Origin of the sequence: Enterobacter oligotrophicus, from assembly GCF_009176645.1 — a bacterium.
Lineage (GTDB): Bacteria > Pseudomonadota > Gammaproteobacteria > Enterobacterales > Enterobacteriaceae > Enterobacter > Enterobacter oligotrophicus.
Map to the genome: position 1 here is coordinate 348,464 of NZ_AP019007.1, position 18,232 is coordinate 366,695.

The window sequence follows — 18,232 nt, forward strand, 5'->3', positions numbered from 1 at the left end:
CAAATGTCATTAGAGACTAGTCCTTGATCCGGCAGGCCGCTTTATCATTACGAGCCAGACTGGTTAAGCCGCACGACCAGATACACGCACGATTCATTCGTTTCATTAATAAAACGGCAGTCATTCGGCGGCCCCAGCTCCAGACAATCTCCGGCCTTCATTTCATGGCGGGTATCCCCTTCCTGAAACACCAGTTCACCGGACTGCAGCCAGATCAGCTGACGCGCAAGCGCGTAAGATGAGGCGGGCATCGGCACATCGCGACGTGGCGGAAGCTCTACCTGCACAAGGTCAATCGGAAGATCGGTACGTGGCGATACATGGCGACGCAGGTAGTGCGTCTGTGGATCGCGCCAGACGGGCTGGTTAGCCAGGCGCAGCAGTTTGCCCTCCTGCATTTCTGCCCGCGCAATCAACGTAGACATGCTGATACCAAAAGCACCGGATAAACGTGCGAGCAGCGTCGCCGTCGGGCTGCTGTCTCCACGTTCAATTTTATGGATCATGGCGCGTGAAACCCCCGCCCGATCGGCAAGTTCGCTTAATGACCACCCGCGCGACTCGCGCTCAAGGCGAATTCGCGCACTAATCCGTTGATTCATATTGTCTGTCATAGTGTTCATGACGTCATACTATAGTGTATGAACGGCATTTCAATGGCGTTTTCATAACAAAAAAATATGGATTATGCCGTAGCAGAGTAATTCCAATACTCTGTAATATAGTGTCAGTTTCGTAACACTATAGTGAACAACACATTCAGGGGATCAGTCATGATTGTTCGTCATGCCAGCAAAGAAGATTGCGCCGCTATCGGTGAAATATACAACCACGCGGTATTACATACTGCGGCGATCTGGAACGATAAAACCGTCGATACCGATAACCGCATCGCATGGTTTGAAGCACGCACGCTGGTAGGCTACCCGGTGCTGATCAGCGAAGAGGACGGCGTGGTGACGGGTTACGCCTCCTTTGGCGACTGGCGCGCCTTTGATGGTTTTCGCCATACGGTGGAACATTCGGTCTACGTTCACCCGGATCACCAGGGCAAAGGGATTGGCCGCCTGCTGATGAACGCGTTGATCGTCGAAGCCCGTAAGATCGGGAAACATGTCATGGTGGCCGGGATCGAGGCGCAAAACCATGCGTCGATTCATCTGCACGAGACCCTGGGCTTCGTCATCACCGGCCAAATGCCGCAGGTGGGAACCAAGTTTGGCCGCTGGCTGGATTTAACCTTTATGCAGCTGCAGCTTGATGAGCGCAGCGATCCGGACGCTATCTCATGAATCAGTCATTAACGCTGGCTTTTCTGGTCGCCGCAGGTATTGGCCTGGTCGTGCAAAACACACTGATGGTGCGTATCACCCAGTCCTCTTCGACCATTCTTATCGCCATGCTCCTGAATTCGCTGGTTGGTATTGTCCTGTTTGTCAGCATACTGCTGATTAAGCAGGGTACTGCGGGAGTCAGCGAACTGGTCTCGACGGTACGCTGGTGGACGTTGATCCCCGGCCTGTTGGGGTCGTTTTTCGTTTTCGCCAGTATTAGCGGTTATCAGAATGTAGGAGCGGCAACGACAATTGCCGTACTGGTGGCAAGCCAGCTAATTGGCGGGCTGGTGATAGACGTGTTGAAAAGCAACGGCATCCCTCTGCGCGCGCTGGTTGGGCCGGTGTGCGGCGCAGTGATGCTGGTGGTGGGTGCCTGGCTGGTCGCAAGACGCCAGTTTTAAGGCCTAAAGGATGGTGCCGCCCTTCGTCAAATGCTCGTGGCGCGCTTCCATCTCCTCTTTATGCTGTTTGCCGTGATGCGAAATCGCGGTACGCAGACGCTGCTGCTGGGTGTAGCGATCTTCCCGGCTCAGCTCGCTATCATCACTCAGTTCAATCAGCAGTTCGTTCATGTGGGCGATCACGCTCTCTTCAATGGCGGCATCCACACGGCCGATCACCTCGTTTAAATGTGACATTGTCACTCCTTTTCAACTGCCCGGTGGCACTGCGCTTACCGGGCATTAAATGCTTAGTTCAGCTTCGTTTTTGAGAAATCACTGCCCATCAGGCTTACGCTATAGCCCGTCACGTTGCTGCGGGTGGCGTAAAACGTTTTGCCATTTGCCAGCGCAATCCACGGTGCCTGCTGGTAGAAAATCTCCTGCGCCTGGCTGTACAGCTTCGCACGGTCAGCCGGGTTGCTGGTCAGTTTAGCTTTTTGCACCAGCTCATCATAACCCTTATCGCACCAGCGCGCGGCATTTGAGCCGGTTTTGATGCTGTTGCAGCCCAGCAGCACATCGGCAAAGTTATCCGGGTCACCGTTGTCAGACATCCAGCCAAACAGCGCCGAGTCATGCTCGCCTTTACGCATACCGGAGAGGTATTCGCCCCACTCGTAAGAGACAATCTTCGCCTTCACGCCCACTTTCGCCCAGTCGCTCTGGATCATCTCCGCGATACGACGTGAGTTCGGGTTATACGGACGCTGCACCGGCATCGACCACAACGTCACTTCCGCGCCGTTTTCCAGCCCGGCCTGTTTTAGCAGCGCTTTGGCTTTTTCAGGATCGTAGCTGTAATCCTTCAGCGCTTTGTTGAAACCGAGCATATTAGGCGGAATCGGTGATTTCGCCACCGTACCGGAGCCCATAAAGACCGCATTTACGATGGCTTTTTTATCCGTGGCATAGTTCAATGCCTGGCGCACCAGCACGTTATCAAACGGTTTTTTCTCGGTGTTAAACGCCAGATACCCCACGTTCAGGGCATCGACAGAGTGCAGCGTCAGGTCTTTGTTGTTCTTAATCACATCAAACTGCACCGGCGACGGCGCAGGAATGATCTGGCATTCGTTGGTCTGCAGCTTCGCCAGACGGGTTTCCACATTCGGCGTAATGGAGAAGATCAGGTGTTTGGTCGGCACTGCGCCATCCCAGTAGTTTGGGTTAGCGACGTAGCGGATCAGTGAGTCCACTTTATACTGCTGCAGCACATACGGTCCCGTACCGATCGGCCAGGTATCGACGTTTTCTGGCGTTCCCTTTTTCAGCATTGCATCTGCGTATTCCGCTGAAAGAATTGACGCAAAGTCCATGCCCCAGTCAGCCAGGAACGCCGCATTAGGTTCGCTCAGGGTGAACTGGACATGATAATCATCGACCTTTTTGACATCCTGAATCAGCTTATCCAGCCCCACGTCGTTAAAGTATTCGTAATTACCCTGCGAGACATTGTGATACGGGTGCTTAGGGTCTTTCTGACGCATGACGGAAAAAATCACATCGTCGGCATTAAAATCACGGGTCGGCTTGAAGTATTTATTGCTGTTGAACTTCACGCCTTTACGCAGCGTGAAAGTATAGGTCTTGCCGTCTGGTGAAATCGTCCATGATTCCGCCAGCGATGGAACCGGCGTATTTTTCACCGGGTCAAAATTGATCAGGCGGTTATAAAGCACCTGAGAACTGGCGACAAAAGACGGGCCGGAGCTGGCAATTTGTGGGTTAAACGACTCGGGTGAAGCCTCCGAGCAGTAAATAATGGTGTCAGTATTTGCCGCCCATGCAGCACCTGCCGGTATAAGAGCGCTCAGCGCGAGGGCGAGCAGCGTTTTCCCTGTAGACATGGTTATAACCCTTTCGGTTTTATTATTGTGGACAGTAATAACAGCACAGCCGCTATAGCCTGGCAAATAACGAAACACTATCAGGTTATTCTAATCCCGTTTTTTTCGCTGGTTTTATCACCCGTGCCCGAACGTTGATTTGCCTTAAGTGCCATTATTCGTCAAGCCCAAACGTCAGGATCAATGCCGCAAGAAATCGGTCCTTTTGGCGTCTCTTCCGCCGTTTGCTTGCTTTCCGGTTTCGTTAAAGTAATGGCGTGAAGAAGTCTATGGGATCAAATCGTGGCAAAAACACTTTTACGCAGCGGTAATCTGGATGATTTTCAGGCCGTTGGCGGCGGCGGACAGGCCGTGTTTGAATCAGCGTTGCAAATCCGTGAAGCGCTCCGGTTACGCAAACAGCAGGCGATCGTCGATTGTCTGGCCATTCCTCAGGTTAACGACGGCGGCGATCGCGTCGACTGGTATTCTCCCGTCGACGGGCAGGTCGTAAGCTGGAAAACCGCCGATGAAGACGCCCGGTTTCGTGCCCTGCGCTATCTGGAAAATACCGTCGCCAGCGTTGAGTCGCTGAGTAAAAAGTGTCTCCAGTCACCTAAAACCGCGCAGCAGCTGTTTGGTTCCCTGCTTTCAAAAGCATTTCAGTTCCCGAATGAGAACTTCCTGTTTCTGATTGAGGGCAAACCCGTGATTTGCTTCTGGGGGTTTGTGAACCTCAATGCGAATGCACGTGACGACGTACTCGACTGCCTGCGCGAATCACTCATCCCTGAGCCTGTTGTTATTGACGATCCCGAACCAGAGCCGGAACCGACGCCAGTTATCACCTTTGAACAGGCCGATGAACCGCTGATTACGCCCGTGACCACAGTACGCATCACCGAAGATGACCTCTATGCGCCAGAGCCTGCTCCGGTCATTGTTGAGCCTGTGGCAGAAGCGCCAGCACCTGTGGTTATAAGTAAGAAACGTCGCGTACCGCTGTGGTCACTGCCTGCCGCCGCAGTGATCGTCGCCGCCATTGCCACGCCCCTGCTGTGGCCAAAACCGGCACCCTCCGCCGGGCCTGCTCCCGCGCCGGTTGTCATTACCCCTGCACCGGTCAAAACGGTGGAAAAACTGGTGATGAATCTGCCATTGCATCAGGCCGAAGTTCTGGAGCCAAAAGTAAAAGAGCCCGCGCCTGCTCCAGCACCGGTGGTGATTGCTGCGATCCCGAAAGATGCCATGGTGATGGAAGCAAACCAGGTAAAAGCCGGTTCAACCCGTTTCCTTAACGGAACCTGGCGCGCCATCCTTGACGTGAAAGATCCGGTGACCGGCAAGCCGCCGTCACTGCGTTATCAGATCCAGAATAACAAGGGCACTGCCCGCGTGGTTCACGGTGACAATATCATCTGCCGCGTCGATGTATTCTCCGGGCTGCACAGCAACGGTGAGTTGATGATTAAAAGCCGCGGTAATGCACGCTGCACGGACGGTTCACGTTATCCGATGCCGGAGGTCTCCTGCAAAGCAGGCACCAGCGATGTGGCGGAATGTAGCGCACGTTATGATGCCAAAACCGTTGTTCCTTTGACGTTTAAAAAAGCAGGTGCCTGACCTTATGCTGGTAAATCTTTGCGACTACAAACAGAGCGTCACGCTTATTGCCAACAGCGGCGTGCAGTTCCTTGATTTTGGCCTGACGCCGCAGGATACCGCCAGCAACGGGCGTTTCGTGCGTAAAACTGCCAATGGCCCGCTGCTGCGTCTGGATTTCGATCTGATCAATGGCCGTTACACGCTCCCCGCAACGGGAGGCGGTCAGCCGGAAGTGGTGAAGCCGGAAAGCACAATTCCGCTGCACCAGTCCCTGACGGTGCTGGACGGGGTCTGGCTTCCGATCCCGTTCCTGCGCTTTAATCCGCCGCGCACCTTTGTTGATGGCCCGGATAACTGGGCACGCGTTCAGGTGCGTAAACTGGACGCGCCTGACACAGCGGGCAATACGCACCGCGTCACCCTCGCGCTCGACAGCCAGATTGCGGAGCATGCAACCTCTGCGCTGTCGCCAGTCGAAAACGATATTCTGAACGGAACACGCTTTGCGCTCGCCTGGCGCGATGACGAAGTGGAAAACTTCCTTGACCAGACCTGGATTGATGGCTGGTTGCGCGAGGCTTTTACCCAGTTTGCAACGGGCGTTGAAAACCGCTCCGAACGCGATCTCCATCAGGCTATGCGCAGTTTTGAGTACCAGGCGCACTGGCTCAACCTGTTGTCTATGCTCGGTGAGCAACTCACCGTGCCTGAAGTGAAATTTGTCACCCACACGCTCAGCACGCCTGCTATTCCGGTCGACCTGATCCTCGACGTGGGTAACACCCATACCTGCGGCGTGATTATTGAAGATCATGGTGATGCGAACGATGGGTTGCGCCAGACTGCCGAGCTGCAGGTGCGCTCCTTAAGCGAGCCACAGTTCCTGAATGAGCCTCTCTTCACCAGCCGCCTGGAGTTCTCGGAAGCGCGTTTTGGCAAGCAGCACTTCTCGGTTGAAAGCGGCCGCGAAGATGCTTTTGTCTGGCCCTCTATCGTCCGTGTGGGCGATGAGGCGCGTAAACTGGCAATGCAGCGTCTCGGGACCGAAGGCAACAGTGGGATCTCCAGCCCCCGGCGCTACCTGTGGGATGAAACCCCGGTGGTGCAGGACTGGCGTTTCAGCCAGATGAACAGCAAAACCCAGCGTGAACCGCTGGCGACAGCCTTCCCGCTCATGAATCTGATGAATGATGACGGTGAGCCGCTCTTTACCTTGCCTCAGGACGAGCGCCTGCCAGTCTTTTCGCCGCAGTACAGCCGAAGCACCCTGATGACACACATGTTGTGTGAACTGCTGGCGCAGGCACTGGGGCAGATCAACAGCGTTGCCACGCGCTTGCGTCTGGGCTTCCCGGCGTCTCCACGCCAGTTACGCACACTCATTCTCACCCTGCCTTCAGCCATGCCGAAACAGGAACGTGAGATCTTCCGCCGTCGCATGTTTGAAGCCATTGCTATCGTCTGGAAAGCGATGGGCTGGCACCCGCAGGATGAAGATTTCTCCAGCCGCAAGCAGCAGGAAAAAAGCGTGGTGCCGGTTCCTGACATTCAGATGGAGTGGGACGAAGCCAGCTGCGGCCAACTGGTGTGGCTGTACAACGAAGCAATTTCCCATTTTGGCGGTCAGACGGAAGCCTTCTTCGCCTCCCTCGCCCGCCCGGACCGTGAGCCAGAACCGGGGGTTCAGCCAGGGCGCTCGCTGCGCGTTGCCTCTATCGACATCGGCGGTGGTACAACGGATATGGCGATTACGCATTATCAACTGGACGATGGCTCCGGTAATAACGTCAAAATCACGCCACAGCTCCTGTTCCGCGAAGGGTTTAAAGTGGCTGGCGACGATACACTGCTGGACGTGATCCAGCGTTACGTACTGCCTGCGCTACAAACTCAGTTGCAGAAATCAGGGATTGCGGACGCCTCCCTGCTGATGGCATCGCTGTTTGGTGACTCCGGGCGCATTGATACCCAGGCCGTTTTGCGTCAGCAGACGGCGCTTCAGCTCTTTATGCCGATCGGTCATGCGATCCTGGCGGCGTGGGAATCCAGCGACATTGACGATCCGCTGGCTGGCCTCCACGCCACATTTGGCGATCTCCTTACGCAAAAACCGACGCGCAATGTGATGAATTATCTCCAGCAGGCGATTGATCACGCCTTGCCTGCCGGTTCAGAAAACTTCGATCTGTTTGCCGTACCGCTGCATGTCAATTTCCGTGAGATGCAGGATGCAATGCTGGCAGGTCAGTTCACGCTGGCCTCGCCGCTTCACGCGGTGTGCGAAGCCATTTCACATTACAGCTGCGATATTTTGCTGATCACCGGCCGTCCGGGTTGTCTGCCGGGTGTCCAGGCCTTGATTCGTCATCTGCAGCCTGTTCCGGTCAATCGCATCGTCTGGCTGGATAAATATCAGGTTCATGAATGGTATCCGTTCAGTCAGCAGGGACGCATCGGCAATCCGAAATCCACCGCGGCGGTGGGAGCGATGCTGTGCAGCCTGGCACTCGATTTACGCCTCCCGCGCTTTAACTTTAAAGCGGCCGATATCGGCGCGTACTCAACGGTGCGTTATCTGGGGGTGCTGGATAACACCATTAATACCCTGCGTGAGGAGAACGTCTGGTATCAGGATATTGATCTTGATAAACCCGGCGCAAAACTGGATGCCCGTCTGCATTTCCCGCTGCGCGGAAACGTCACGCTCGGCTTCCGTCAGCTGGCAAATGCCCGTTGGCCCGCAACGCCGCTGTATACCCTCAGCATCAACTCCGCCGAGCTGGCAAAAGCCATTGCGGGCGATGGCGTGCTGAATGTGCGCCTGAAACTGTGTGGTGGAAATAAACAGGAAGGCCCGGAATCCTTTGAACTGAGCGACGCCTGGCTGCAGGATGGTACGCCAGTTCCACCCGACGCCCTGACCTTTAAACTGAATACACTGGCCGATCGCCGTCATAGCGGTAGCCATTACTGGATTGACAGCGGGAGCGTATACCTGAAATGACTGCGACGACGGCCACCACTCAGGCTTTAATCGGGTGGATTAACGAGACGCGCCTGCACGCCCCGATGCTGGATAACGAAGCCGATGCCCTGCTGGCGAGGCTGAATGCAGCACAGGCACGTGAGCAGGCTATTGACCGCGCCCTTACAGGCCCTGGCAGTATTGGTCTGTACGGCCATTCTCAGGCGGCGAAAGCGCACCTGCTCTCTTCACTGTGCGGCAGTGGAAATGGCCGCCTCAACGTCACACCAGGTCAACGCACGTTCGACTATTTTTCGCATATTAACCCCGGACACGCGCTAACCAACATGGCTGTTCGCTTCTCCGGAGAGCGCCAGGACATTGTCGATGAGGCGTTTCCGCTGCGTCTGAGCCTGGTGACAGAAGCCGAACTGGTGCAACTGTTTATTACGCGCACGACCCTGCATCCGCAAATCCGCCCGGTGGAAAAATCGGTTATCGAAACCCGGCTTGAAAAATGGCGTGCGTTGCGCCAGCCGCAGGGTGTGCCGGGGATCACCGCACAGGACGTGGGTGCAATCGCGCGTTTCTGGCAAAGCACCGTACCGGGCGCGAAACAGCAAATTGATGATGCGCTGTGGCATCAGTTTGCGTTGCTGGTTCCGTCGCTTGATCTCAGCACCCGTGCCAGCGTCTGGTCACTGCTGTGGGGCGAGCAGCAGGAGCTAACCCAGCAGTGGCTTAAGCTCGCACACGTTCTGCATCAGACCAGCCACGCGAGCGCGATCGCTGCACCACTCAGCCTGCTGGTGGATAACTTTGGCCTGCCGGGTGAAGGGTTCCTCACGCACGGTGCATTGACGTCTCCTGAAACACAGGAAACCCTGCTCCATCCGTTGAACAACGGCGAGATGCTTAACGCGATCAGCGTACCGCTCGACGTACTGGCATTTCTGACCCGCGAACTGGTGCTGCCGGTTGAGAATTGCGTACTGGATAACGTCGATATTATTGATATCCCCGCGTTGAACGATAAAAACGCTCCGCTGCTGACCCAGGCCAAATGTTTATGGTTGCCTGAACATTATCGTCAGCAGTTCCAGCCGGATGTTCTGGTGATCTGTAACGCCACCGCGCAGCACGAGCAAACGGCAAAAACCGCGAAAGTGCTTCTGAACTGGGTTAAAGAGACACAGCCTGCCGAAGAATCTGCCCTGCCGGGGCTGGTCTGGGCTATTACGCCACACGATGCGCGGTTTACCACGAAACAGAATCTCGACGAAGCCGTACAGCAACTTCTGGGAAAACCGGGCCAGCGCTGGGGCACTCTGCAGGCACTGGACAGCCATAGCATGCAGCGCGTGATCGAATGGTTGTCGCAGGCCACGCTGCCCGCACAACGCCAAAAGCGCCTTCACGCGTTGCGAACGCTCCTGGCACATGAGGTGTCGGTGTTGATGCACACATATCTGGCACCGATCGCTCAGGCTGCGGGAGCCAGACGTTCTCAGGCCGAAAAGATGGTGCGAATGCTTCAGGGAAGCGCTGCACGTCACGGTGAGTTGCTTGAAGGGTTGCTGCCCCCGTTAAAAGCGTTTGAAGCGCTTCTGGCGGTACAGCAACCTCGCGAGGAGCAGGTCAACGGGCTGTTTACCGATGTGATCGACCTGTTCGCGGAAAATGCGCCGGAGAGTACCACCGCATTCCAGACCAAAGACAAAGCCCGTCTCGCGCACAAAGTGTGGATCAACCACCTGCGCCAGTGGAGCCGCAGCGATGCCGCCAGCCGCTTGGGTCTGGAGCCCGCGGTGTTACAGCAAATCGCCGATGTCCTGATTGTGACCAGTTACCGCCTGAACCTTCCTCAGCAGTTGCAACATATTGTCGAGACGGATAAAAGCAGCGCAGCACAACTCCATGCCGTGTTGGGTAATTTCGTTGGCTGGCTCGGTTATGAACGCTCACCTGTTGCTGAACGCCCGGCAAGCCGCGTGCGTAAAGGCCAGCCGATTTTTGTCACGCCCGTGGTCAATAGCGCCACACCGCGCCTGACGCGCCTGGGTGAGCAGCCTGTCCATGCGGCAACGGTCTATGTTTATGACTGGCTGGTGGCTCTCTACAGCAGGGCAATCGAGAACATAGATTACCAGCACCCGCACGACGTGCAGCCTGCCGCCCGCAAAGCCCTTCATGATATTTTGAGTTAAGACATTTCAGCCCGCAGTAATGCGGGCTATTACCTTTTCGCCAGGCACTCCGCCAACACCTTTGCCAGAGCTGAAGGGTTTTCCCAGGACATCGAATGTCCGGCATCAGGTATGATTTTTACCTCCACGCCCTTCTGCTGAAGCTCATTAACATCAGAATCAGGCAGTGACCATTCTCCAAAAATAAGCGTAACCGGGCAGGTGAGCGCCAGGAATTGTTCTGCCCATTCGGGCTCAACACCCGCTACCAGGCTCGCTGCACCACGCCATACTGCATGTGGGGCGTTGCTTTGCAAACTTCCCGCCCATGCAGATTTCTCGGACTCAAGTAACGCTCTATAACCTTGTTCAACAAAACGGCGCTCTGACTGTGCGGCTATTGTGCGGCTGAACATACCTCCACCTGCATGGAAATTAGGTTCAGATACTATCAGCCCCTTAACACGTGTTCGCAGTAAACCTGCGGTTTCAATGGCGATACTGCCGCCCATGCTGTGTCCGTATAGCCAGAAAGACTCGAGGTTAAGATGCGTCAACAACTCTGCTATCACCTCAGCCTGCTTGCTGGTGCGATAGCTGTAATCAGAGGGTTTATCGCTGTAACCGCTGCCGGGGAGATCGATAAGAATAGCCCTACGTGCACCAAAATTGGGCTCGTATACGACTCGGGGGTATTCATAAGAAGAGGCGCAGCCAAGGCCGTGAATAAACACAACGGGATCGCCGACGCCTGGCAGATTTTGCCAGCGCACGATACAACCGGCTACCTGCGAATAAAAACTGTTCATAAGCACTCCATTAATGATGAACTGTTTATTTATACAGTCATTGCATCAGGAATGCTATGTTCATCTTTCAAAACGGGAAGCTCGCTTCAGAAAAGCGAGATCAGCAGCGCGACAGGAAAGCTCATTGGCCAGGTTGAACCCACCAGGAACGCGCTCAGCAGGCGGATACGTTTTTTATCTTTTGACAGGAACCAGGTAATAAGTGCGCAAATGGACGCCATAATTGCGTAAAAAACCAACATCTTTTGATACAACGTCATTCTGTTTACCTGAGCCAAAAAATAACCGCACGCAATATGCGTCATACGTTGACACAGATCAAGTTTTTTCGTTACATCATAACCACTTAAATATTAAGGATAATAACAACTGAGTACGTTGTATAACAAACCCGAGGCAACCGCAGTTATCCGTTTTAATAACACGCATTTTAAATGCACATTTTGCTAAATTCCCCTCTGCAGAAAGCAGTCTAATAAAGGCAGGCTTTCATGGGAGGAAACATGCTACGCATTCCGCAGAGTTGTATTCACACCCGTTCCACCCCTTTCTGGAACAAAGAGACCGCCCCCGCCGGGATTTTTCAGCGACACCTCGACAAAGGCACCCGCCCAGGCGTTTATCCTCGCCTTTCGGTGATGCAGGGCACAGTCCGTTACTTAGGCTATGCTGATGAATTTACGCCTGAGCCAGACAGCGAGCTGATTATCGAAGCGGGTCATTTCGGCGTTTTCCCGCCGGAGAGATGGCACCACATCGAGGTCATGACCGACGACACGCTGTTTAATATCGACTTCTTTGTCGAACCTGATGTTCTGAAGTCTCTTTAAGCGGCTGACGCTGAGAAGGAAACCATTATGCTACGTATTCCTGAAAATTTTGTTCATACCCGTTCCACTCCGTTCTGGAATAAAGAGACCGCACCGAAAGCGCTCTTTACGCATCACAATACCAAAGCGGGTGTTTATGGCCGCCTGTCCGTGATGCAGGGGGCTGTACGTTACTTTGGCTTTCCGGACGCGACCGCGACCGAGCCGGATCTTGAGCTGGTGATTGAAGCCGGTTCATTTGGTATTTCCCCGCCACAGAAATGGCACCGCATTGAGCTGTTGACCGACGATACTTACTTTAATATCGATTTTTTCGCCGATCCTGACGTCACGCTCACCGGCGCTGGCATTGGTAAAGTGGTTAACACACATAAGGAGTAACCCATGGGCAAGGCAACTTACACCGTAACCGTCACCAATAACAGTAACGGTGTCTCGGTGGATTATGAAACAGAAGCCCCGATGGAGCTGTTGATCCCGGATGTTGCTGCGGACGTGGTGAAAGATCTGGTGAATACCGTTCGTGCGTACGATACGGAGAATGAACACGACGTGTGTGGCTGGTAGTAAACAAGCCCGGCGGCGCGCTCGCCGCCGGGCAATTTCGCTTAGTGCTTAATCATCACATGGCGCACGACCGTATAATCCTCAAGCCCGTACACCGACATATCTTTGCCGTAACCTGACAGCTTCATCCCGCCATGCGGCATTTCACTGACCAGCATAAAATGGGTATTAACCCAGGTGCAGCCGTACTGCAGCCGGGCGCTGAGCCGATGAGCACGGCCCACATCTTTTGTCCATACGGACGAAGCAAGGCCATACTGCGAATCATTCGCCCAGGCGAGGACCTGCGCTTCGTCGTCAAATTCCGTAATGCTGACTACCGGACCAAATACTTCGCGTTGCACAATCGCATCTTCCTGTTTTGCCCCGGCAAGCAGCGTTGGCTGGAAATAATAGCCCGCCCCCTCCTGCTTGCTGCCGCCTGTCACCACACGGATATGGCTTAGCGCTTTCGCCTCCTCAACCGCGTGACTGACGCGAGATAAGTGTGCAGCGGAGCTGAGCGGCCCAAGCTCAGTTGATGCCTCTTCCGGCGCGCCCATCTTCAAGGAGGCAACGGCAGCTCCCAGTTTTTCCACCAGCGCAGCGTAAATGCCTTTCTGGGCATAGATGCGGCAGGCTGCCGTACAGTCTTGCCCGGCATTGTAGAAGCCAAAAGTACGCACGCCTTCCACCACGGCATCCAGATCCGCATCATCAAAGACAATGACCGGCGCTTTGCCCCCCAGTTCCATATGCGTGCGTTTCACGGAGGAGGCCGTGTGGCTGATAATATGCTCCCCGGTGGCAATTGAACCGGTGAGCGAGACCATCCGCACTTTCTCGTGCCCGGTCAGCGGGTCGCCCACGGTCTTACCGCGTCCAAACAGGACGTTCAGCACGCCTGGCGGGAAGATATCTTTCGCCAGTTCAGCCAGTTTTAACGCCGTCAGCGGCGTGATTTCAGAGGGTTTGATCACCACACAGTTTCCGGCTGCCAGGGCGGGTGCCAGCTTCCACGCAGCCATCATCAGCGGATAGTTCCACGGGGCGATTGACGCCACAACGCCTACCGGATCGCGGCGGATCATAGACGTATGCCCCTCAAGGTACTCTCCGGCTGCCAGCCCGTTCAGGCAGCGCGCCGCGCCGGCAAAGAAGCGAAACACATCCACCACGGCCGGAATTTCATCCCCCAGCGCACAGTGCAGCGGCTTACCGCAGTTAAGGGATTCCAGACGAGCAAACTCATCAGCATGCGCTTCAATGACATCGGCCAGCTTCAGCAAACACTCTGAACGGCTTTTTGGCGTTGTTTGCCCCCATTCGACAAAAGCGCGGTCGGCTGCCAGCACCGCGGCATCGACCTGAGCCGCAGACGCCTCAGCGATCTCCAGCAATACTTCTCCGGTGGCAGGGTTATAGACAGGCTGTTTTTCCCCGTCGCCGGGAATGAGTTCACCATTGATCAGCAGTAGATTTTGCATAGCATTGTCCTGTTGAAATCGATGTTATTTTCCGCTACCAGCGATATTTTCGCCGTCGCGGGTTAGCCACCAGGCTCCCAGAATGGGGATAGTGGTGACCAGCATCACCAGCAGAGCCACCACATTGGTGACCGGTACGTCGCGCGGGCGTCCAAGCTGGTTAAGCAACCACAGCGGTAACGTGCGTTCGTGTCCCGCCGTAAATGTCGTGACGATTATTTCGTCAAATGACAGCGCAAACGCCAGCATGCCCCCCGCCAGCAGCGCCGAGCCAAGATTCGGCAGCACCACATAGCGGAAGGTTTGCCAGCCATCTGCACCTAAATCCATCGACGCCTCGACCAGGCTCCATGAGGTACGCCGGAACCGGGCGATCACATTGTTAAACACCACGACCACACAGAAGGTGGCGTGCCCGACCACGATAGTGAAAAAGCCGGGTTCAAGGTTGATGGTTTTGAATGCTGTCAGCAGCGCCAGCCCGGTGATAATGCCAGGCAAGGCGATCGGTAACAGCAACAACAGCGAAATGGCGTTTTTGCCAAAAAACTCACTGCGCCACAGTGCGGCTGCAGCAAGTGTGCCAAGTACCAGCGCAATCGCAGTAGACAATGCCGCAATCTGAAGTGACAACGTCACGGAATCGATGATATCTCCACGCGCGGCCGCCACGCTAAACCACTTCAGCGTCAGCCCCTGCGGCGGGAAGCTAAAGGCGGCATCTTCTGTGTTAAAGGCATAGGTTGCGATAATCAGCAGTGGAAAATGCAGGAAGATAACCCCGCCCCAGGCAGCTACTTTCAGGAACAACGGTGCGCGTTCAGAGTGCATCGAATGCTCCCAGACGTTTCACGAACGCCAGATAGAGGGAGATAAGCACAATTGGCACCAGCGTGAACGCCGCCGCCATTGGCATATTGCCGATAGCACCCTGCTGGGAGTAAACCATGTTGCCAATGAAATACCCCGGCGGCCCCACCAGTTGCGGAACGATAAAGTCTCCCAGCGTCAGCGAGAACGTAAATATCGATCCCGCCGCAATGCCAGGAATGGCCAGCGGAAGCACCACGTAGCGGAAGGTCTGACGCGGACGCGCGCCGAGATCGGCTGATGCCTGCAACAACGAGGCAGGCAACCGCTCCAGCGCCGCCTGGACAGGCAGGATCATAAACGGCAGCCAGATATAGACAAACACCAGAAAACGCCCCAGGCCGGAGGTAGACAACGTGTTGCCACCTATTGCCGGAACCGTAAGCAGTGACGTCAGGATCGGCTCCAGCCCCATATGGTTCAGGAACCACTGCGCCACACCGTCTTTCGCCAGTAATAATGTCCATGCATAGGCTTTAACGATATAGCTCGCCCACATGGGCAGCATCACCGCGATATAAAAAAACGCTTTCCATTTGCCGCGGGTGTAACGCGCCATATACCAGGCCATCGGAAAAGCAAGGATTGCGCTGGCGACAGTCACGGCGATAGCCATGACCAGCGTGCGAAGGATGATGTCGTAGTTGGCCGGATTAAAAAGTGCCTGAATGTTCGCAAACGTCAGCTCAGGCGTGACCGACATGGTGAAGTCGTCGAAGGTGTAGAACCCCTGCCACAACAGCGTGAGCAGCGATCCTAAATAGACAATGCCAAACCACATCAGCGGCGCAAGCAGGAGCAGGAACAGCCCGAACGACGGTTTGCGCCAGAACAGCGCAGCGATCCGGCTTAGCCTGCCGTGCGGCGCGGGAGTGTGTGAAACGCTCATCTCCATTTCACCTCTCCTCGTGCAGCGGCACCATGGCCTCGCGTGACCAGGAGGCCAACACCTGCTGTCCTGGCTCTACACCCGCCGGTATCGTTGCGCCACTCAGGTTGGCCTGGCTCACCAGCAGTTTTGCGCCGTCTGCCAGCCGGAGTTCAAAACGCGTCGCCGCCCCCTGATACTGAACGGCCTGAACCACACCCTGAACCTGCACTTCTCCGCTTTCGTTGAGGCGAATATGTTCCGGGCGCAGCGAATAGATGCCCTCCATCCCGCACACGTGGCGGGCTACGTCCGCCTCAAACACGTTAGACGTACCGACAAAGCTCGCCACAAACGGAGTGCGCGGGCGCATATAAAGCTCGCGCGGAGAATCAACCTGCTCAATACGGCCGTTGTTAAACACCGCCACCCGGTCTGACATCGACAGGGCTTCACCCTGATCGTGCGTGACGAAAATAAACGTGATCCCCAGCTCTTGCTGAAGTTTTTTCAGCTCGAACTGCATCTGCTCGCGCAGTTTCAGATCGAGCGCGCCCAGAGGTTCATCCAGCAGTAACACGCGGGGCTCGTTGACCAGCGCACGCGCAATTGCCACACGCTGGCGCTGGCCGCCGGAGAGCTGTGACGGCTTACGGGAAACCGCAAAACTCAGCCCGACCTTTTCCAGCGCCTCGCGTGCCTGAGCATGACGTTTTTTCTTGTCGATGCCTTTCACCATCAGGCCGTATGCTACGTTATCGAGAATCGACATATGCGGAAACAGCGCGTAATCCTGAAACACGGTGTTGACATCGCGTTCCCACGGAGGGAGTTCACTGGCCTCTTTACCGAAGATTTTTATCGCGCCGCCGCTGAGCTGTTCAAAACCGGCGATCAGGCGCAGGCAGGTGGTTTTGCCGGAGCCAGAAGGCCCCAGCATGGAGAAAAATTCCCCGTCACGAATACCAATGGTGACGCCGTCTACCGCCCGCACGTCACCGTACAGACGGGATACGTCATTAAACTCAACCGCGTACGTCATGTTCTGCTCCCGGCGATTAACGGCCGCCCATGATGGCGATGTAATCCTGCGTCCAGCGGCTGTAAGGGACATACTTGCCCCCCTCGGCGATTGGCGTTTTCCAGAACATGATTTTGTCAAAGTAGTTATAACCGTTTGTTTCACAGCCTTTATCGCCTAAAAGCGTGCTGGCTTTGCACCCTTCTGCAACCACCGGGAGCGAGCCAAACCATGCCGCCAGGTCGCCCTGCACTTTTGGCGTTAGCGACCAGTTCATCCATTTATAGGCGCACATCGGATGTTTAGCGTCCGAATGCAGCATGGTGGTGTCCGCCCAGCCGGTGACGCCCTCTTTCGGGAACACGGTCGCAACAGGCTGGTTGTCCGCTTTCAGGGCATTGGCCTGATACGGCCATGCGCTGGAGGCGACGACACCTTCGTTTTTAAAATCGCTCATCTGGACGGTAGTGTCATGCCAGTAGCGGTGGATTAAGGCATGCTGGTCGCGAAGGACCTTAAGCACGGCGGCATACTGTTTTTCCGTCAACTGATAGGGATCGGTGATGCCAAGCTGTGGCTGGGTGGCTTTAACGAACAGTGCGGCATCGGCGATATAAATCGGGCCATCATAGGCCTGAACGCGGCCCTGGTTGGTTTTCCCGTCCGGCAGGTCTTGTTTAACGAAAACCACTTTCCAGCTGTCGGGCGGCGTCGGGAAAGTTTTGGTGTTATACATCAGCAGGTTCGGCCCCCACTGATACGGCGTGCCGTACACCTTTCCACCGACGTTAAACCACTCGCCTTTGACGATGCGCGGATCGATAGTTTTCCAGTTCGGGATCAGGTCTGGGTTAATCGGCTGTACGCGTTTACCCATGATCAGGCGCAGCGAGGCATCACCAGACGCAGTGACCAGGTCATAGCCCCCTTTCGCCATCAGGCTGACCATCTCATCCGAGGTGGCGGCGGTTTTGACGTTGACCGCGCAGCCGGTCTCTTTTTCAAACTGCGTGACCCAGTCATAATTTTTATCGGTTTGACCACGCTCGATGTAGCCCGGCCAGGCAATAATATCCAGTCGTCCTTCCCCGTCGCCGATAGCCTTTGGTGGCTCGGCGGCTTGCGCTGTCATGATCGTCATGCCGAGCGCGCACAGGCTGCTGCGGGCAAATTTTTTGCTCATTAGATTTACTCCTGTCGCAATGAAATTTAGCGGCAGCCGTGCCGTAAAAATATCTCCCTTACTAAACGTAGACCGCGCAAATGCGCCGCACCGTGCGGCTTAAGGAAATTTCATCAAGGTGTGACCGAGGGCGCATTCCCCGTTAACTGGATTATAGACAAGGAGTTAGCGTTGAGAGGCAGTATGCAGATTTCCTATGATGCGCTACCGCAAATGATTCGCCGTACCGTTATTGTGATAAGGCGAGATTATTGAA

The 18,232-nt window shown here is 55.3% G+C and carries 18 protein-coding genes; 8 read left to right on the forward strand and 10 right to left on the reverse strand.

What is annotated here, in order from left to right:
- Positions 1 to 47: 47 nt before the first annotated feature.
- Positions 48 to 623 carry a helix-turn-helix domain-containing protein gene (locus EoCCA6_RS01675; protein WP_152081188.1) on the reverse strand — a complete coding sequence of 192 codons (576 nt, stop codon included), beginning with the start codon at positions 621 to 623 and terminating at the stop codon, positions 48 to 50.
- 150 nt (positions 624 to 773) lie between these two features.
- Here EoCCA6_RS01675 and EoCCA6_RS01680 point away from each other — a divergent pair, with 150 nt between their 5' ends.
- On the forward strand, positions 774 to 1,292 hold the full coding sequence (locus tag EoCCA6_RS01680; RefSeq protein ID WP_152081189.1) for a GNAT family N-acetyltransferase: 519 nt from the start codon (positions 774 to 776) through the stop codon (positions 1,290 to 1,292).
- Entirely contained in the window at positions 1,289 to 1,738 is a 450-nt protein-coding gene (locus tag EoCCA6_RS01685) for a DMT family transporter (RefSeq protein WP_152081190.1), read from the forward strand. Before EoCCA6_RS01680 ends, EoCCA6_RS01685 begins: the two co-directional genes overlap by 4 nt.
- Positions 1,739 to 1,741: 3 nt before the next feature.
- On the opposite strand, the gene EoCCA6_RS01690 is transcribed toward EoCCA6_RS01685, so the two are convergent.
- Positions 1,742 to 1,975 carry a YdcY family protein gene (locus tag EoCCA6_RS01690; protein ID WP_152081191.1) on the reverse strand — a complete coding sequence of 78 codons (234 nt, stop codon included), beginning with the start codon at positions 1,973 to 1,975 and terminating at the stop codon, positions 1,742 to 1,744.
- 53 nt (positions 1,976 to 2,028) lie between these two features.
- Positions 2,029 to 3,627, reverse strand: a complete 1,599-nt coding sequence (locus EoCCA6_RS01695; RefSeq protein ID WP_152081192.1) for an ABC transporter substrate-binding protein — start codon at positions 3,625 to 3,627, stop codon at positions 2,029 to 2,031.
- A 282-nt stretch (positions 3,628 to 3,909) separates the two neighbouring features.
- Between EoCCA6_RS01695 and EoCCA6_RS01700 the strand changes: the two genes are divergently transcribed.
- The 3 genes from EoCCA6_RS01700 to EoCCA6_RS01710 are packed head-to-tail and all read left to right on the forward strand — an operon-like array spanning position 3,910 to position 10,383.
- Positions 3,910 to 5,229, forward strand: a complete 1,320-nt coding sequence (locus EoCCA6_RS01700; RefSeq protein WP_152081193.1) for an SrfA family protein — start codon at positions 3,910 to 3,912, stop codon at positions 5,227 to 5,229.
- 4 nt (positions 5,230 to 5,233) lie between these two features.
- Positions 5,234 to 8,215 carry a virulence factor SrfB gene (locus tag EoCCA6_RS01705; RefSeq protein WP_152081194.1) on the forward strand — a complete coding sequence of 994 codons (2,982 nt, stop codon included), beginning with the start codon at positions 5,234 to 5,236 and terminating at the stop codon, positions 8,213 to 8,215.
- Complete coding sequence (locus EoCCA6_RS01710; RefSeq protein WP_152081195.1) at positions 8,212 to 10,383, forward strand: virulence factor SrfC family protein; 2,172 nt, start codon at positions 8,212 to 8,214, stop codon at positions 10,381 to 10,383. Before EoCCA6_RS01705 ends, EoCCA6_RS01710 begins: the two co-directional genes overlap by 4 nt.
- Before the next feature lie 29 nt (positions 10,384 to 10,412).
- On the opposite strand, the gene EoCCA6_RS01715 is transcribed toward EoCCA6_RS01710, so the two are convergent.
- Positions 10,413 to 11,171: an alpha/beta fold hydrolase gene (locus EoCCA6_RS01715; RefSeq protein ID WP_152081196.1), complete on the reverse strand. Its 759-nt coding sequence runs from the start codon at positions 11,169 to 11,171 to the stop codon at positions 10,413 to 10,415.
- 86 nt (positions 11,172 to 11,257) lie between these two features.
- Positions 11,258 to 11,431 carry a GhoT/OrtT family toxin gene (locus tag EoCCA6_RS01720; protein ID WP_152081197.1) on the reverse strand — a complete coding sequence of 58 codons (174 nt, stop codon included), beginning with the start codon at positions 11,429 to 11,431 and terminating at the stop codon, positions 11,258 to 11,260.
- 243 nt (positions 11,432 to 11,674) lie between these two features.
- Here EoCCA6_RS01720 and EoCCA6_RS01725 point away from each other — a divergent pair, with 243 nt between their 5' ends.
- From EoCCA6_RS01725 to EoCCA6_RS01735, 3 genes are read left to right on the forward strand one after another with little or no spacing between them, the layout of a single operon-like run.
- On the forward strand, positions 11,675 to 12,001 hold the full coding sequence (locus EoCCA6_RS01725; protein WP_152081198.1) for a TehB family protein: 327 nt from the start codon (positions 11,675 to 11,677) through the stop codon (positions 11,999 to 12,001).
- 27 nt (positions 12,002 to 12,028) lie between these two features.
- A complete protein-coding gene (locus tag EoCCA6_RS01730; RefSeq protein ID WP_152081199.1) occupies positions 12,029 to 12,382 on the forward strand; it encodes a TehB family protein in 354 nt (117 codons plus the stop codon).
- Positions 12,383 to 12,385: 3 nt separating this feature from the next.
- Complete coding sequence (locus EoCCA6_RS01735) at positions 12,386 to 12,568, forward strand: DUF1869 domain-containing protein (protein ID WP_063449914.1); 183 nt, start codon at positions 12,386 to 12,388, stop codon at positions 12,566 to 12,568.
- Between the two features lie 41 nt (positions 12,569 to 12,609).
- Here EoCCA6_RS01735 and patD read toward each other — a convergent pair whose 3' ends face one another.
- The 5 genes from patD to ydcS are packed head-to-tail and all read right to left on the reverse strand — an operon-like array spanning position 12,610 to position 17,976.
- Positions 12,610 to 14,034, reverse strand: a complete 1,425-nt coding sequence (gene patD / locus EoCCA6_RS01740) for an aminobutyraldehyde dehydrogenase (protein WP_152081200.1) — start codon at positions 14,032 to 14,034, stop codon at positions 12,610 to 12,612.
- A gap of 24 nt (positions 14,035 to 14,058) precedes the next feature.
- Positions 14,059 to 14,865, reverse strand: coding sequence for an ABC transporter permease (locus EoCCA6_RS01745; RefSeq protein ID WP_152081201.1), 807 nt, complete (start codon positions 14,863 to 14,865; stop codon positions 14,059 to 14,061).
- Complete coding sequence (locus EoCCA6_RS01750; RefSeq protein WP_152081202.1) at positions 14,855 to 15,799, reverse strand: ABC transporter permease; 945 nt, start codon at positions 15,797 to 15,799, stop codon at positions 14,855 to 14,857. Before EoCCA6_RS01750 ends, EoCCA6_RS01745 begins: the two co-directional genes overlap by 11 nt.
- 1 nt (position 15,800) lies before the next feature.
- Positions 15,801 to 16,814 (reverse strand): ABC transporter ATP-binding protein, encoded by a 1,014-nt coding sequence (locus tag EoCCA6_RS01755; RefSeq protein ID WP_152081203.1) that lies wholly within the window; start codon positions 16,812 to 16,814, stop codon positions 15,801 to 15,803.
- A gap of 16 nt (positions 16,815 to 16,830) precedes the next feature.
- On the reverse strand, positions 16,831 to 17,976 hold the full coding sequence (ydcS, locus tag EoCCA6_RS01760; protein WP_152081204.1) for a putative ABC transporter substrate-binding protein YdcS: 1,146 nt from the start codon (positions 17,974 to 17,976) through the stop codon (positions 16,831 to 16,833).
- Positions 17,977 to 18,232: the final 256 nt, after the last annotated feature.

Bases quoted from the DNA above. Each gene is read 5' to 3' on its own strand.
- EoCCA6_RS01675 (WP_152081188.1), bottom strand. From the start codon at position 623: ATGAACACTATGACAGACAATATGAATCAACGGATTAGTGCGCGAATT.
- EoCCA6_RS01680 (WP_152081189.1), top strand. From the start codon at position 774: ATGATTGTTCGTCATGCCAGCAAAGAAGATTGCGCCGCTATCGGTGAA.
- EoCCA6_RS01685 (WP_152081190.1), top strand. From the start codon at position 1,289: ATGAATCAGTCATTAACGCTGGCTTTTCTGGTCGCCGCAGGTATTGGC.
- EoCCA6_RS01690 (WP_152081191.1), bottom strand. From the start codon at position 1,975: ATGTCACATTTAAACGAGGTGATCGGCCGTGTGGATGCCGCCATTGAA.
- EoCCA6_RS01695 (WP_152081192.1), bottom strand. From the start codon at position 3,627: ATGTCTACAGGGAAAACGCTGCTCGCCCTCGCGCTGAGCGCTCTTATA.
- EoCCA6_RS01705 (WP_152081194.1), top strand. From the start codon at position 5,234: ATGCTGGTAAATCTTTGCGACTACAAACAGAGCGTCACGCTTATTGCC.
- EoCCA6_RS01710 (WP_152081195.1), top strand. From the start codon at position 8,212: ATGACTGCGACGACGGCCACCACTCAGGCTTTAATCGGGTGGATTAAC.
- EoCCA6_RS01715 (WP_152081196.1), bottom strand. From the start codon at position 11,171: ATGAACAGTTTTTATTCGCAGGTAGCCGGTTGTATCGTGCGCTGGCAA.
- EoCCA6_RS01720 (WP_152081197.1), bottom strand. From the start codon at position 11,431: ATGACGTTGTATCAAAAGATGTTGGTTTTTTACGCAATTATGGCGTCC.
- EoCCA6_RS01725 (WP_152081198.1), top strand. From the start codon at position 11,675: ATGCTACGCATTCCGCAGAGTTGTATTCACACCCGTTCCACCCCTTTC.
- EoCCA6_RS01730 (WP_152081199.1), top strand. From the start codon at position 12,029: ATGCTACGTATTCCTGAAAATTTTGTTCATACCCGTTCCACTCCGTTC.
- EoCCA6_RS01735 (WP_063449914.1), top strand. From the start codon at position 12,386: ATGGGCAAGGCAACTTACACCGTAACCGTCACCAATAACAGTAACGGT.
- patD (WP_152081200.1), bottom strand. From the start codon at position 14,034: ATGCAAAATCTACTGCTGATCAATGGTGAACTCATTCCCGGCGACGGG.
- EoCCA6_RS01745 (WP_152081201.1), bottom strand. From the start codon at position 14,865: ATGCACTCTGAACGCGCACCGTTGTTCCTGAAAGTAGCTGCCTGGGGC.
- EoCCA6_RS01750 (WP_152081202.1), bottom strand. From the start codon at position 15,799: ATGGAGATGAGCGTTTCACACACTCCCGCGCCGCACGGCAGGCTAAGC.
- EoCCA6_RS01755 (WP_152081203.1), bottom strand. From the start codon at position 16,814: ATGACGTACGCGGTTGAGTTTAATGACGTATCCCGTCTGTACGGTGAC.
- ydcS (WP_152081204.1), bottom strand. From the start codon at position 17,976: ATGAGCAAAAAATTTGCCCGCAGCAGCCTGTGCGCGCTCGGCATGACG.